General features: G+C 68.1%; 11 protein-coding genes. 8 read left to right on the top strand and 3 right to left on the bottom strand.

The window, feature by feature from the left end; genetic code table 11:
- On the bottom strand, positions 1-844 hold an 844-nt coding region (locus tag BKE38_RS19565), incomplete at its 3' end, for a glycosyltransferase family 2 protein (RefSeq protein ID WP_076958934.1).
- 345 nt (positions 845-1,189) lie between these two features.
- Between BKE38_RS19565 and rfbF the strand changes: the two genes are divergently transcribed.
- The 4 genes from rfbF to BKE38_RS19545 are packed head-to-tail and all read left to right on the top strand — an operon-like array spanning position 1,190 to position 4,924.
- On the top strand, positions 1,190-1,966 hold the full coding sequence (rfbF, locus tag BKE38_RS19560) for a glucose-1-phosphate cytidylyltransferase (protein ID WP_076958933.1): 777 nt from the start codon (positions 1,190-1,192) through the stop codon (positions 1,964-1,966).
- Positions 1,967-1,969: 3 nt separating this feature from the next.
- Positions 1,970-3,028 carry an NAD-dependent epimerase/dehydratase family protein gene (locus BKE38_RS19555; RefSeq protein WP_076958932.1) on the top strand — a complete coding sequence of 353 codons (1,059 nt, stop codon included), beginning with the start codon at positions 1,970-1,972 and terminating at the stop codon, positions 3,026-3,028.
- On the top strand, positions 3,025-3,594 hold the full coding sequence (gene rfbC / locus BKE38_RS19550; protein ID WP_076958931.1) for a dTDP-4-dehydrorhamnose 3,5-epimerase: 570 nt from the start codon (positions 3,025-3,027) through the stop codon (positions 3,592-3,594). The genes BKE38_RS19555 and rfbC overlap by 4 nt, the downstream gene beginning before the upstream one ends.
- Positions 3,595-3,634: 40 nt before the next feature.
- A complete protein-coding gene (locus BKE38_RS19545) occupies positions 3,635-4,924 on the top strand; it encodes an NAD(P)H-dependent oxidoreductase (RefSeq protein WP_076958930.1) in 1,290 nt (429 codons plus the stop codon).
- Positions 4,925-4,977: 53 nt separating this feature from the next.
- On the opposite strand, the gene BKE38_RS19540 is transcribed toward BKE38_RS19545, so the two are convergent.
- Complete coding sequence (locus tag BKE38_RS19540; protein WP_165694229.1) at positions 4,978-6,423, bottom strand: PAS domain S-box protein; 1,446 nt, start codon at positions 6,421-6,423, stop codon at positions 4,978-4,980.
- Between the two features lie 430 nt (positions 6,424-6,853).
- Here BKE38_RS19540 and BKE38_RS19535 point away from each other — a divergent pair, with 430 nt between their 5' ends.
- Entirely contained in the window at positions 6,854-7,492 is a 639-nt protein-coding gene (locus tag BKE38_RS19535; RefSeq protein ID WP_076958928.1) for an FkbM family methyltransferase, read from the top strand.
- 166 nt (positions 7,493-7,658) lie between these two features.
- On the opposite strand, the gene BKE38_RS19530 is transcribed toward BKE38_RS19535, so the two are convergent.
- Positions 7,659-9,362, bottom strand: coding sequence for a ParB N-terminal domain-containing protein (locus BKE38_RS19530; protein ID WP_131829658.1), 1,704 nt, complete (start codon positions 9,360-9,362; stop codon positions 7,659-7,661).
- 1,042 nt (positions 9,363-10,404) lie between these two features.
- Here BKE38_RS19530 and BKE38_RS32240 point away from each other — a divergent pair.
- From BKE38_RS32240 to BKE38_RS31585, 3 genes are all read left to right on the top strand, one after another.
- A complete protein-coding gene (locus BKE38_RS32240; RefSeq protein WP_165694228.1) occupies positions 10,405-10,557 on the top strand; it encodes a hypothetical protein in 153 nt (50 codons plus the stop codon).
- Complete coding sequence (locus BKE38_RS19525; protein ID WP_076958926.1) at positions 10,554-10,961, top strand: helix-turn-helix domain-containing protein; 408 nt, start codon at positions 10,554-10,556, stop codon at positions 10,959-10,961. The genes BKE38_RS32240 and BKE38_RS19525 overlap by 4 nt, the downstream gene beginning before the upstream one ends.
- Positions 10,962-11,756: 795 nt before the next feature.
- Positions 11,757-13,982: a glycosyl hydrolase gene (locus tag BKE38_RS31585; protein WP_083747690.1), complete on the top strand. Its 2,226-nt coding sequence runs from the start codon at positions 11,757-11,759 to the stop codon at positions 13,980-13,982.
- Positions 13,983-14,064 lie beyond the last annotated feature (82 nt).

Here is a 14,064-nt window from a genome sequence, read left to right as displayed (position 1 = left end):
GCCGGCGCAGCGCCGGCGCCAGGCGCGGGAAGCGGTAGCGGGCATACATCAGCGCCTCGATCATGTTCCGGCGCAGCACCAGGGGGCGGATGGCGCGCCACTGCTCGGGGGGCAGCACGCGGCGGAGCGTCATGGCCATCGGCAGATGCGGCAGGTTGCGGTAGAGCCAGCGCCGCTGCCCGCGCACCAGGCTGCGGTGGTAATGGTCCGCCGGATGGTCGCCGCGCTTCAGCAGCACCTCGGGCAGCTCCAGATACTCGCCCTCGAGCAGGGTGAGGGCCAGCACGATCCAGTCGTAGCCGAAGACGTCGATGCCCTCGGGGAAGCTGCGCTGCAGCGCGGCCGTGCGATAAAGCGAGTAGAAGCGCGAGGCCTCGCCCGGGCTGCGGAAGAATTCCACCAGCCGCTCGGTCACCGGGCCGCGCAGCGGCTCGGTGCCGCCGGAGGGGCGCGAGCCGTCCGGCCCGATCATCGTCACCCGCGAGCCGCAGGCGATCGCCTGGGGATGGGCCATCAGCTGCGCATGGTTGGCGGCGATGAAGTCCGGCGCCCAGAGGTCGTCATGGCAGGCCCACATGAAGAAGGGCGTGTTGGCCGCCATCAGCACGTAGCGGAAGTTGCCGCAGATGCCGCGGTTCTCCGGCTGCTGCACCAGGGTGACGCGGCTGTCGCGCGCGGCATAGTCGGCGCAGATGGCGACGGTGTCATCGGTGGACTGGTTGTCCGAGATGATCAGCCGAAAATCGCCTTTGCTCTGACCGAGCAGCGAGTCCAGCGCGCCCCGGATTTCCTGCCCGCCGTTGCGGACGGGCATGCCGATGGTGACGTCGGGTTCAGGGCGCATGCCCGGCCTCCACGTGGGATGAGGAATCCGGGACGCGCCGCGCGCCGTCCATGAATTCCGGACGGGAACGTAACCAAAAACCCCCGGCCGTCCAATATAAAATCGCGAAGCTCCCAAAGATTTATTCGGTGCGCTAAGACAAGGACCGATTTACATCGAATTTACGTGATGTTTTCGCAGGAATTCAATTCGCGTCCTAGCGAGGAAAGGCGGTTTTCACTTGCGACAATTATGCATTTCCAACGTCATTACGTCTTGCAAATAGCGGCGACCCAGGCATTTAGGCGAAAGGCGGTGGTCGCCGGCCGACAGCTCGGACGCTGCGGCAAGGATCGGAGAGATGGCATGAAAGCGGTGATTCTCGCAGGCGGCCTTGGCACTCGCCTGGCCGAGGAAACCTCGGTGCGGCCGAAGCCCATGGTGGAGATCGGCGGCCGGCCGATCCTGTGGCACATCATGAAGATCTACGCGGCGCACGGCATCAACGACTTCGTCGTCTGCCTGGGCTACCGCGGCGACGTGATCCGCGACTACTTCCTGAACTACGGGATGCAGAGCGCGGACATCACCGTCGACCTCGGCCGCGGCGCGGTGCAGGTCCACAACAGCCGCGCCGAGGACTGGCGCGTCACCCTGGTCGACACCGGCGCCGACACGCTGACCGGCGGGCGCATCAAGCGCGTGCTGCCGCATGTGGCGGATGACGACGCCTTCTGCATGACCTATGGCGATGGCGTCGGCAATGTCGACATCACCCGCGCCATCGCGCTGCACCGCGCCCAGGGCCGGCTTGCCACCCTGACCGCGACGCAGCCCGAGGGCCGCTTCGGCGCGCTGCGCATCGAGGGCGACGAGGTCAAGGCCTTCAAGGAGAAGCCGAACGGCGACGGCGCCTGGATCAATGGCGGCTACTTCGTGCTCAGCCCGAAGGTCGGCGACTATATCGACGGCGACCACACCACCTGGGAAGACGAGCCGATCGAGCGCCTGGTCGGCGACGGCCAGCTCTCGGTGTTCCAGCACCACGGCTTCTGGCACCCGATGGACACCATCCGCGACAAGACGCACCTCGAGAAGATGTGGACCTCCGGCAAGGCGCCGTGGCGGGTCTGGGAGAACTGAGCCATGCGCATCCTCATCACCGGCAACATGGGCTATGTCGGCCCCGTCCTGGTCCAGCACCTGCGCAGCCGCTTCCCCGGCGCGCATCTGGTCGGGCTTGACCTCGGCTGGTTCGGCCACTGCCTGACCACCTCGGCACCGCTGCCCGAGCTCGCCCTGGACGAGCAGCGCTTCGGCGATGTCCGCGACGTCACCGCCGCCGACCTGGCCGGCTTCGACGTGGTGGTGCATCTCGCCGCGGTGTCCAACGATCCGATGGGGCTGCGCTTCGAGGCGGTCACCAACGAGATCAACCACGAGGCCAGCGTCACCGTGGCGCGCGCCGCGGCCGAGGCGGGCGTCGGGCATTTCGTCTTCGCCTCCAGCTGCAGCGTCTACGGCTTCGCGGACGACGGCCGGCCGCGCACCGAGCAGGATCAGGTCAATCCGCTGACCGCCTATGCGCGCTCCAAGATCGCGACCGAGCAGTCGCTGAAGGCGCTCGACAACCGCGGCATGGTGATCAGCTGCCTGCGATTCGCGACGGCCTGCGGCATGTCGCCGCGACTGCGGCTCGACCTGGTGCTGAACGACTTCGTCGCCGGCGCGCTGGCCAACCGCGAGGTCAGCGTGCTAAGCGACGGCACGCCCTGGCGGCCGCTGATCCATGTCCGCGACATGGCGCGCGCCATCGAATGGGCGGCAACGCGGCCGGCCGAGAATGGCGGCAGCTTCCTGAGCGTCAATGTCGGCTGCGCGGAATGGAACTTCCAGGTGCGCGAGCTGGCCGAGGCGGTCGGCAGCGCGGTGCCGGAGGCCAGCGTCTCGATCGCCGTCTCGGCGCCGCCCGACAAGCGCTCCTACCGCGTCGACTTCGCACGCTATGCCGAGCTCGCCCCGAACCACCAGCCGCAGGAGACGCTGGCCGGCACCATCGCCGAGCTGCGCGACCGGCTGGGCGACGAGGGCTTCGTCGACCCGAACTACCGCAGCTCCTCGGCGATCCGCCTGGTGACGCTAGAGAAGCTGATCCGCAGCGGCGCGCTGACCGAGAAGCTCGAGACCACGCGGGTGGCGGCATGAAGTTCATCGAGACCAAGCTCAAGGACGCCTACATCCTGGAGCTGGAGCCGCGCGAGGACGAGCGCGGCTTCTTCGCCCGCGCCTATTGCGAGGCGGAATTCGCCGCCGCCGGCCTGTCCGCCACCCGCTTCGTGCAGATCAACAACAGCTTCAACCGCCAGGCGGGGACGCTGCGCGGCATGCACTACCAGCTGCCACCGGCGGCCGAGGTGAAGGTTGTGCGCTGCCTGCACGGCGCGCTCTACGACGTCATCGTCGACCTGCGGCCGGACAGCCCGAGCTATGGCGACTGGCTCGGCGTCGAGCTGACGGCGGAGAACCGGCGCTCGCTCTACGTGCCGCGCGGCTTCGCGCATGGCTTCATCACGCTGCGCGACGACACCGAGACGCTCTACCTGGCCAGCGACGCCTATATGCCCGGGCAGGAACGGGGCTTGCGCTACGACGATCCGCGCTTCGGCATCGAATGGCCGATGGCGCCGGTGTCGATCTCGGAGAAGGACCTCGCCTGGCCCGCCTTCGACCCCGCCTTCCACAGGCCCGAAGCGCTGCTCGGCCTGCGTTGACCCACCACCGCTCATCAGGGGCCCTTAAGGGGGATGCGACATGATCTATGACAGGTTGCTCCGCGAGCGGGCCGCCGCCGGCACGCCGATCCGCGTCGGCATGTTCGGCGCCGGCTTCATGGCGCGCGGCATCGCCAACCAGATCGTCAACTCGGTGCCGGGCATGGTGCTGTCGGTGATCTGCAACCGCAGCCTCGACAAGGCGCGGCACGCCTTCGAGATCGCCGGCCACGCGGAGATCGTCGAGGTGGCCGACGATGCCGGCCTTGCCGCCTGCATGGCCGCCGGCATCCCGGCCATCACCCAGGACCCGCTGCTGCTCTGCCGCGGCGACCTGGACTGCCTGGTCGACGCGACGGGCGCCATCGACTACGGCGCCATGATCACCCTGGCCGCCATCGAGCACGGCAAGGACATGGTGTCGCTGAATGCCGAGCTGGACGGCACGGTGGGGCCGCTGCTGAAGCGCAAGGCCGACGCCGCCGGCGTCATCTTCACCGGCTCGGACGGCGACCAGCCGGGCGTGCAGATGAACCTGGTGCGCTTCGTCCGCTCGATCGGGCTGACGCCGCTGCTCTGCGGCAACATCAAGGGCCTGCAGGATCCCTATCGCAACCCCACCACCCAGGAGGGCTTCGCGAAGAAGTGGGGCCAGGACCCGGCGATGGTGACCAGCTTCGCCGACGGCACCAAGATCAGCTTCGAGCAGGCGATCGTCGCCAATGCCACCGGCATGTCGGTGCTGCAGCGGGGCATGACGGGCATCAACCATGCCGGCCATGTCGACGAGCTGACCCAGCATTACGACATCGAGGCGCTGCGCGCCTGCGGCGGCGCGGTCGACTACACCGTCGGCAGCAAGCCCGGGCCCGGCGTCTTCGTGCTGGCGACGCATGACGATCCGAAGCAGCGCCACTACCTCAACCTCTACAAGCTCGGCGAGGGGCCGCTCTACAGCTTCTACACCCCCTACCACCTCTGCCATTTCGAGGTGCCGATCTCGGTCGCCCGCGTGGTGCTGTGCCGCGACCCGGTGCTGCAGCCGCTGGCCGGGCCGCGCGTCGACGTGGTGGCGACGGCGAAGGTGGCCCTGGTCCCCGGCGACGTCATCGATGGCCTGGGCGGCTACAAGACCTATGGCCAGGCCGAGCGCTACGAGGTGGCGCGCTCGCAGAACCTGCTGCCGATCGGCCTGGCCGAGGGCTGCACGGTGAAGCATCCGCTGCCGCGCGACGCCGTCCTGACCTATGACGATGTCGAGTTCCCGGCGGAGCGGCTGATCGACCGGCTGCGCGCCGAGCAGGATGCCATGTTCGAAATGGCGCTCTGACCGCAGCGCTTTCAGAAAAAGGGCCCCGCGCCAGAATGGCGCGGGGCCCTTTTTCATTCCGGCGGCGGCTTCGGCAGCAGCGGCACCCCGATCACGCAGCGCACGCCATCGGAGAGGAACTCCAGGCTGGTCTGCGCCTTCAGCTGGTAGGGCAGCGCGCGCTCGATCAGCTCGGTGCCGTAGCCGCGGCGGCGGGTGCCGTCGTCGGGCGGCATGGGCACGCCGCGCTCGCGCCATTCCAGCCGCACCATCTGCTGCGTGCCGATGCTCTCCAGCGTCCAGGCCACCGACAGCGTCGCGCCGGGCTGGGTCAGCGCGCCGTATTTCACCGCATTGGTGGCGAGCTCGTGCAGCGCCAGGCCCACCGCCTGGGCCGCCGCGGCCGGCAGGGCGACCGGCGGCCCGTCGATGCTGATCTGGCCATTGCCCAGCGCGTCGCTGCCATGCGCGGTCAGCTCCGCCATCAGCAGCGCGTGCAGGTCGATGTCCTGCGCGTCGCTTTCCGCCAGCAGGCTCTGCACCCGGCCCAGCGCCGAAAGCCGGCCCTTGAACTCGGCGGTGAAGATGTCGAGCGAGGCGGCGCTCTGGATGGTCTGGATGGCGATCGACTGCACCACCGCCAGCAGGTTGCGGGTGCGGTGCTGCAGCTCGGCCAGCAGCACCTGCTGGCGGCCCTGCAGGCTGCGCAGATCCTCGATGTCGGTCATGGTGCCGACCCAGTCGGCGCGGTCGGCCGCGTCCGTGGGCCGTGGGTCGGAGGCCTTCACCTCGACCGGCCGGGCGCGGGTCTGGTGCCAGCGGTACTGCCCGGCCTCGGCGCTCCAGACGCGGTGCTCCATGTAGTATTCGCCGCGCTTCTCGGCACGGTCCCAGGCGGCGCGCGTTGCCTCGCGATCCTCGGGATGGATCGCCTGCAGCCAGCCGAAGCCCTGGCTCTGCCGCAGGCTCAGCCCGGTGAAGGCGATCCATTGCGGGCTGGCCCAGCTGCGCTGCCCGTCGGGGCGGGTGCGGAAGACCAGCTGCGGGATCGAGGTCGCCAGCACGCGGAAGCGCTCCTCGTTGCGGCGCAGCGCCTGCTCGGCGCGGTGCTGCTCGGTGCGGTCGCGCACGATCTTGACGAAGCCCTGCGGCCCGGCCGCCGCGCCGCCGCGGGCGCGCAGCGGCGTCAGCGAGGCCGAGGCCCAGAACAGCGCGCCATCCTTGCGGCGGTACCAGCCCTCGCCGGTGGCCAGGCCCTCGGCCCGCGCCGTCTCGCGCTCAGCCGCCGGCAGCCCGGCCACCTGGTCCTGCTCGGTGAACAGCAGGTCGGCGCTCTGGCCGAGCATCTCGGCGGCGCTGAAGCCGAAGAGGCGCTCGGCGCCGAGGTTCCAGCTCGTCGCCCTGCCCTCGGGGCCGAGGGTGAAGATGGCGAAGTCCGTCGCGCTGGCCAGCAGCCCTTCGAAAAGCTCTTCCCTCGGCAAGGGCGGCGTTGGCGCGGGCTGGATCGGACCTTCGGTCACGATGTCTCCTCTGTTTCGCTCTCGGTCGCAGGCGGGGCCTGCCGCATCGGCGTGCCGCGCGCGGCGGGGTTGCCCCGATGCTGTCTCCTGGTGGCGTCTCCAGTCGGCGATTCTGCCACTCCGCTGCATCCTTGCGTGAATTCTTAGACGCTTCCTAGAGGATAAATCTGCTTAACCGCAGGCGCAGACAGCGACGAATCACTTCCTATCCAGCCATGCCGCAGACGATCCGCCTGACAGCGGGGAAAATTCTGCGATGGCTTCAAGAAGTTTTCGCGCTGTTGTCGCGCCGTTTCATCGGCTGTCGCCGGATGCTTTCAGCGACAGCGAAAAGCGACAGGGGCGGATGATTCCCGTTGTCATGGGCGGAGCCTTTGCTAGCGTGCCGGCAGCGGGTGCCGCGCCGCGGCGCCATGGGAGACCCTGCCGCATGCCGATGCCCGCCGTGCTTCGCGGCCGATCGCTCCTCCGCCAGCTCGGGCTCGGCATGCTGGCCTTCGGCCTGGTGCGGCGGCTCGGCGAGGAGGGTGCGGCGGTCCGCGTGCTGCGCGAGTCGGTGTCGCCCGGCGACTGCGTCTGGGACATCGGCGCGCGCTCGGGGACGCATACCCGCATCCTGGCGCAATGCGTCGCCTCCTATGGCACCGTGCTGGCCTTCGAGCCGCTGCCGCAGCGCCACCGCCGGTTGGAAGGCGCGGTGCAGGCGCTCGACAACATCCTGGTGCTGCCCTTCGCCCTGTCCGACCGTGCCGGCAAGGCGCGCATCCTGGCCGAGAACAGCGCCGCCGCGCCGGATGGCATGGTGGAGATCGTGCTGGCCACCGGCGATTCCATCCTGGCGCAGGATGCCAGCCTGGCGCCGCAGCTGATCCGCCTCGACGTCGCCGGGCATGAGCTCGAGGTGCTGCTGGGCCTGGCCGGGGCGCTGCGCCGGCCCGGGCTGCGGCATGTGGTGATCGCGCTGGACGGCCCGCCGGCGCGGCCTGGCCGGGTCGAGGCGCTGCTGCGCGGCGTCGGCTTCCGCCTGACCTGGCTCGACCCGCTGACCCTGCACGCCTCGCGCGGCTGACCGCCCTGCCCGCCTGCCCGCCGGGATTATGGCCCTGCTGAAGCTTCAGCCGGCCCTGGAGGCGTCTGGCTGGCCCGGCCGCCAGGGTGGTGGCCAAAACGGCCTCAGCCGGCCCTGGGGCCGGCTGAGGCGTTGTTCCAAGCAGCCAAAGTAAGCCGAAGAACAGCTAGCGTGGCGGACGGGCCTTTTCGCTGGCCTGATGCGCCTTGTACTGCCGCCAGCCCGCCAGCAGCGCACTCAGCTGGTCGGCCTGGCTGGCATTGTCGCGGCGCAGCTTCTGCAGGCCGCGGCGCAGCGCCAGGATGGGATGGCCGGCCGGCAGGTCGGCACCGGTCGCCAGCGCATTCAGGAAGGCCGGCGCCAGCTTCGGGTCGTCGCGCTCGATGACATAGGCGCCATAGCCCATCACCGAGGAGCGGCCGTATTCCACCATCTTGCGGGCGAAGCCGCGCAGCTCGAGCAGGCGCGGATTCTGGGTCAGGATCTCGTGGATCTCGGTCGCCGCGGCGCGCTTGCTGCGGATCGCCGGCGTCTTCCGCTCCAGCCGCCACAGCAGGTTGGCCATGGCGACGGCCAGCGCCTGGTCGCCGAAATTGCCCTCGGCCACCTGGCTGCGCACCAGCCGGCGCGGCTGCGCGTCGTAGGTGGCATAGGCCTCCTCCGGCAGGCCGCGCACCACGGGGGCCATGATCTGCCCCTGCGCCGCGATCACCGCCAGCAGCCGGTGCTGGCCGTTGATCAGCAGCCCGCTGCGCGAGAAGCAGATCGGCTGGCCGTTGGTCATCCAGCGGCCGCGGCGGATGTCGCGGGCCAGCGCGTCGACATGCGACTTCACCGGGCGGCGGCCGGCGACGTTCATGCGCAGATACCGCATGGCCATGCTGGCATCGATCGCCTCGACCCGGGCCTCGGCCTGGGGCAGCTCCTCCTCGCCATGGGCGTCGCTGTCGTCGCCGCGCGCGCCGGTCAGGGCGGCAAGGCCCCGATAGCCGTCGAGCTCCGGGAAGGGCTCGGCCGGGCCCTGCGGGCCGGCGCGCTCGACCCAGGTCAGCCGGCGCAGCGGCTCGCTGCGCAGCAGGGCGTTCAGCGCCTTGATCGACAGGGCGATCAGGTGGCTGTTGCTCAACCCGCCGCGCTCGATCTCGTGGCGCAGCAGCACGCCGGGCTCGTGCGGCGGCCATTGCGCCGGATACTGCACGGCATGCAGCAGCCGGTCGGTCAGGCCGGGATTCACCTGGTGGCCCATGAACAGGATCATGGTGCGCACCGGCTCGGGCAGCGGCGAGCCGGGCATGGCCAGGCTCTGCGCCAGCGCCTTGCGATGCGCGTCGGTATTGGCCAGCAGCTGCTCCAGCTGCGTCCAGGAGGCGCGCGGCGCCAGCGGCTTGGTCATGTTGCCCTCGTCATAGCGGACGAGGCGCATCAGGAGGTTGGCCAGCAGGTGGTGGTTGACCACCCCGCGCGGCCGCAGGATGCCGGAGAGCGAGCGCGGCCGGTGCTGGTCGATGGTGTGGAAGGCGGCATCCTCGACACCTTCGACGATCAGCGTGTCGAAGGGCGTCTCCGCCTCGACGCAGGCCGCCAGGCGCTGCACGCCATCCAGCAGCACGCCCTGCTGCGACAGGATCAGCGGCATGCCGTTGGCGACCCAGCGGCCCTCGCGCATCGCCTCGGCATAGGCGCGCACCGTGGTGTCGATGCGGCGCGCCTGGGCATGCTGGCTGTCCAGCATGAGGGCGGCCGCCGCCGGCTCCAGACGAAGCTGGCGCAGACGCAGGCTGGTCTCCGGCAGCACGTCCTGACGGAGCGCGCGCTGCCAGCGGAAGGGCTCGTTGCCACCCGACATCTGGGTGGCGCCAGCCCCGCTCATGGAGCCACCTCACGGCGCGAAAAGGCTGACGGCCGCGCGAGGATCCTCAGGTTTTCCCGGCTAATCCGCGGGGCCGCGGCGCCAGGATGGACGCTTGGGTGCATGAATTTTCTCTCCGGCGTCTTTCAATCGGCCGTGGAAAAAGGGAGCGGCCGGCGCGGTTCTTGCAGCCGTATGGGCCTGTCCCGTCGATATGCAGTTTCCCAAATAGTTTAAACTACAAAACAGACACATAACGGGATCGTGAACGAGTTATTCTCGTTAGCATATCTTATTTGCGCGCGACTTTACTTCCATGCCGGGAATTTCTTGGTGACCCGGCGACCGGTACCCCGATCCGCGCCGGGCAGAGCGCTACCGGTCCCGGTCCGCCGGCGCCGCCGGGCGTCGCGATTCCACCGCCGCGCCGGCACGAGCCCCAGCCTGCTTCCTGCCCCCGCCGGCTTCGCGCCGCAGCAGACGGCGAGTCTGCTGTGCTCGTCACCGATGTTAAGGAAACTGAGACAATTGAGCACCTTGTCAGCTTTGTTGCAGTGTCCGGCTGAGCAGAGCCTGCGAAGCACCGGGTTCCCTGGCCTTTATGCCGAAACTCTGCGACGCGATTTCTCGCAAGATGTGATCACGTGTTCGTGGAAGCTTGGGCATAACGCCAAGCCAAGTTCTTCGGCCTGCAATGGGCGTTTTTCCCGAGAAATGTGCAATGCCACGTAGTTTTTTCATCCCGCCACAAACGGTACCGACAAACCGGTCGCATCCTTAGGGGCACGTCTCTTGATTTGGATTTCGGCACGAAAATGGTCTGAAATTCCTCCATCTCCCTATTTTTGCACGGTGAAGCAAATCTGCCGACAAAGTGAGGCGCCTTCGTGGCGGCGTAGACGATCAGTTTACCCTCCGCTTATGAACCGGTTACACATTCCAGGAAATCGCAAGGACGTTCCGGCAGCGCTCTTTTCGTCGCGGCAAATTCGGCCCCCCATAGGGTGCAAGTTCCCGCTGCGAGACATCGGGAACCGCCGACCCGCCCAAGGAGAAAGGCTGCATGACGACGACGGAAGGCCTGCTGCCCCCGCTGCTTCCCCAGCCGACCATCGCCGTGTCGCGTGACGACCGCCGCTCGCTTCTCTCGCTGTCCCCCACGCAGGAGTTGATGAACTTCCTGCGCTGCAACCGAGCCTCAAGGAGGGCGTCATGACGCTCAAGCGTGGACCCACCCATTCCGACACCGCCATGGGTCGCGAGATCCGCCAGTGCCGCCGCGCGGCGGGCATGACCCAGAAGCAGGTGGCCGCCATCATCGGCGTGACCGGCGCGCAGCTGCATCGCTACGAGACGGGCACCACCCGCATCGCGACGACCCGGCTGATCGCCATCGCCAACGCGCTGGGCGTGCGCCCCGACAGCCTGCTCGCCGCCGCCTCGACCGCGGTGACGCCGGAGCAGGTGACGCCGCTGCCCAACACGAACGAAGAGATCATCGCGCTGATCCAGATGTTCGGCAGCATCCCCGATCCGCGCCATCGCAGCGCGCTGGTCGCGGTGGCCCGCATGATGTCGAGCCCCAACGCCCCGCAGCCGCCGATGGAAGAGATGCAGTAAGCGGCAGCGACTTCCGGAACGGCCGCGGCGACGCGGCCGCTACCTGGCCGCGGCCCTCCGGCGCCGCGGCCCGAAGGCCAGGGCACCCAGCGGTCGCGCAGATCGCTGTGGCCAACAGCCTTCCCCCGGTTTCCGACCGGTCGCCGGGCGGCGCACCCGCCCGGTTCCGGCGCGCCCCTGATGCCGCGCCGCGCCGCCGGATGAACCCCGGCACCGCCCGGTCCCGTTAACCGGGCCTTCATCTTTCCCGACAGCCGCCGCAGCACATCGTTAAGAACCCGGCCGTACCGCACCGGCCTGGCGCGCCGTGGCCGGCCGCCCTGCCTTCGGGTGGGCGGCCGCCCCGCTGTCGCGACGCTGCACCACGACCGCCCCCTCTTTCGCCGCGATTGCGCCCTGCGCATCCGCCCGCACCGCCCCTTTCCGGCAGGCCGCACGCGCCTTACGCGCGCCCGCGCGCTTGCGAGAAACGCTGTTCCGCAGCTGCCGTGCCTCGGCTGTGCCGGGCCAGCACAGGCGAGAACCAGCCTCCGCAAATCGTTCCAACAGCATCTTCGTTCCAAAACTGGATGCCACCTGAGTCACGCTCAAGTTGAACTTCAGGAAAAGCCCCGCTAAAGGCCGCCTGCGAGAAACGGTGTTGGTAACAGTCAAATCCGGATTCGAGTCGGTGAATCGGATTCCAATCGGAACGTAAGGAGTCAAGAAAATTTATTTCTCCTGAGTCAAAGTTTTTGCTTCCATCACGGCTTCGTGAGTGGTTTTAAGAGCTCGCGATTTCGTGAGGATAACTTGATGACGATCATGGGTGTCTATGTTGGGAATAGCCCGGCCGAGCTCGCGAGCTACGAAAAGTGGCTCGGTCGCGACGTCGATGCGGTGCACGGCGTTGTCGGCATGGCGAATTGGAAAGACTACGTCAGCAGCGTCGACTGGATGACCAAGACGCTGTGGAAGGGGATCGACAACTCGATCCTCTGGTCGGTCCCGCTGATGGTGACCGACGGGTCCGCCTCGCTGAAGACCGCCGCCACCGGCAGCTACAACAACTATTACGCCTCTGTCGCCAAGAGCCTGCTGGCCTCGCGTGCCGGCGATAACGATCCGATCTACATTCGCACCGGCTGGGAGTTCAACGGCGACTGGTTCGCCTGGAACGCCATCGGCAAGGAGCAGGACTTCGTCGGCGCCTTCCGCCAGTTCGTCGACAGCTTCCGCTCGGTCTCCAGCCGCTTCAAGTTCGAGTGGAACGTCAACTACGCCGAGGGCGGCATCGACCCCGCCAAGGCCTATCCGGGTGACGCCTATGTCGACATCGTCGGCATGGACTTCTACTGGACCCCGGAATACCAGGGCAGCGACCCGACCGCGGCCTTCAACAAGATCGCCAACGCGAAGTACGGCCTGAAGTGGCTCGAGAGCTTCGCCGCCGCGCACGGCAAGCCGACCGCCTATTCGGAGTGGGGCATCAACTCCAACAACGCCGGCGAATATCTGAAGCTGGTGAAGGAGTGGTTCTCCACCCACAATGTCGTCTATCAGTCCTTCTGGGACTACACGATGGACAAGGTGACCTCGCTGAGCGACGGCTCCCTGCCCAGCGCCGGCAGCGCCTTCAAGGACCTGTTCGGCCACGAGGATATCGGCGGCGGCACGACGCCCGCCCCGACGCCGACGCCGACGCCGACCCCGACCCCGGGCACCGATGACAACGGGCTGCCGACCAGCGGCGCCTGGACCAAGAGCATCACCAGCGGCTCCGGCCGCGACACCATGACCGGCACCGACGGCAACGACCTGCTGACCGGCAATGGCGGCGACACCATGTCCGGCGGCAAGGGCGACGACACCTATATGGTGAACTCGGCCAACGACATCGTCGTCGAGAAGGCCGGCCAGGGCATCGACACCGTCTCCACCTGGATCGACGGCTATGTCCTGCCGGACAATGTCGAGAACCTGATCCTGACCGGCACCGGCTGGAACTCCGCCACCGGCAACGGCCTGGCCAACCGGATCATCGGCAACGACTCTGCCAATGTGCTGAACGGCCGTGGCGGCAACGACGTCCTGACCGGCAATGGCGGCAACGACACCTTCGTCATCGCCAAGGGCGAGGGCAACGACGTCATCACCGACTTCAAGGCCGGCACCGGCGCCGGCGACGTGCTGAAGCTTGACGGTTTCGGCTTCAAGGACTTCGCGGCGGTGAAGGCTGCGGCGGCGCAGTCCGGCAGCGACCTGGTGATCAACCTGGGCGACAGCCAGACGGTGACGCTGCAGAACGTCAAGCTGGCCAGCCTCGTCGCCGACGATGTCAGCCTGGTGAACATCAAGGCGGGCGCCGCGGCTCCGGTCGCGCCGGCCACCCCCGCCACGCCGACGACGCCGGCCGCGCCCGCGACCTCCCCGGTCAACCTGGCGGTCAGCGGCGCCACGACCAAGTCCTTCTGGAGCGGCGCCGGCGCCGACACCATGAACGGCACCGACGGCAACGACCTGATCACCGCCAGCGGCGGCGACACCATGGTCGGCGGCAAGGGCGACGACACCTATGTGGTGAACTCGCTGGCTGACAAGATCGTCGAGAAGGCCGGCGAAGGCGTCGACACCGTGACCACCTGGATCCATGGCTATGTCCTGCCGGACAACGTCGAGAACTTCATCCTGACCGGCAACGGCTGGAACTCGGCGACCGGCAATGCCCTGGCCAATCGCATCACCGGCAACGACTCGGCCAATGTGATCGATGGCAAGGGCGGCGCGGACCTGCTGACCGGCATGGGCGGCAACGACACCTTCGTCATCGCCAAGGGGCAGGGCGGCGACGTCATCACCGACTTCCAGCTGCACAATGGCGGCGCCAATGGCGACCTGCTGCAGCTGAAGGGCTTCGGTGCCGGCGCCACCCTGACCAATGACGGCAATGTCTTCACCATCCATGCCGCCGACGGCTCGACCGACACGGTGACGCTGCTGGGCGTGACCAAGCTGGCCGCCGCCGACTACGTCTTCGTCTGATCAGTTGCCAGGGTGCTGAACGGGCCGGCCGGTGAAAACCGGCCGGCCTTTTTTCATTTGATTTTCTTGCAGCTTGAAGCAA

The sequence above is a fragment of the Teichococcus deserti genome, assembly GCF_001982615.1.
GTDB classification, from domain to species: domain Bacteria; phylum Pseudomonadota; class Alphaproteobacteria; order Acetobacterales; family Acetobacteraceae; genus Pseudoroseomonas; species Pseudoroseomonas deserti.
The sequence above is the reverse complement of the archived record's forward strand: the minus strand, read 5'-3'. Positions and strand labels throughout refer to the sequence as shown.

Coding starts and splice junctions, on each gene's coding strand:
- rfbF (WP_076958933.1), top strand. CDS start 1,190: ATGAAAGCGGTGATTCTCGCAGGCGGCCTTGGCACTCGCCTGGCCGAG.
- BKE38_RS19555 (WP_076958932.1), top strand. CDS start 1,970: ATGCGCATCCTCATCACCGGCAACATGGGCTATGTCGGCCCCGTCCTG.
- rfbC (WP_076958931.1), top strand. CDS start 3,025: ATGAAGTTCATCGAGACCAAGCTCAAGGACGCCTACATCCTGGAGCTG.
- BKE38_RS19545 (WP_076958930.1), top strand. CDS start 3,635: ATGATCTATGACAGGTTGCTCCGCGAGCGGGCCGCCGCCGGCACGCCG.
- BKE38_RS19535 (WP_076958928.1), top strand. CDS start 6,854: ATGCCGATGCCCGCCGTGCTTCGCGGCCGATCGCTCCTCCGCCAGCTC.
- BKE38_RS19530 (WP_131829658.1), bottom strand. CDS start 9,362: ATGAGCGGGGCTGGCGCCACCCAGATGTCGGGTGGCAACGAGCCCTTC.
- BKE38_RS32240 (WP_165694228.1), top strand. CDS start 10,405: ATGACGACGACGGAAGGCCTGCTGCCCCCGCTGCTTCCCCAGCCGACC.
- BKE38_RS19525 (WP_076958926.1), top strand. CDS start 10,554: ATGACGCTCAAGCGTGGACCCACCCATTCCGACACCGCCATGGGTCGC.
- BKE38_RS31585 (WP_083747690.1), top strand. CDS start 11,757: ATGACGATCATGGGTGTCTATGTTGGGAATAGCCCGGCCGAGCTCGCG.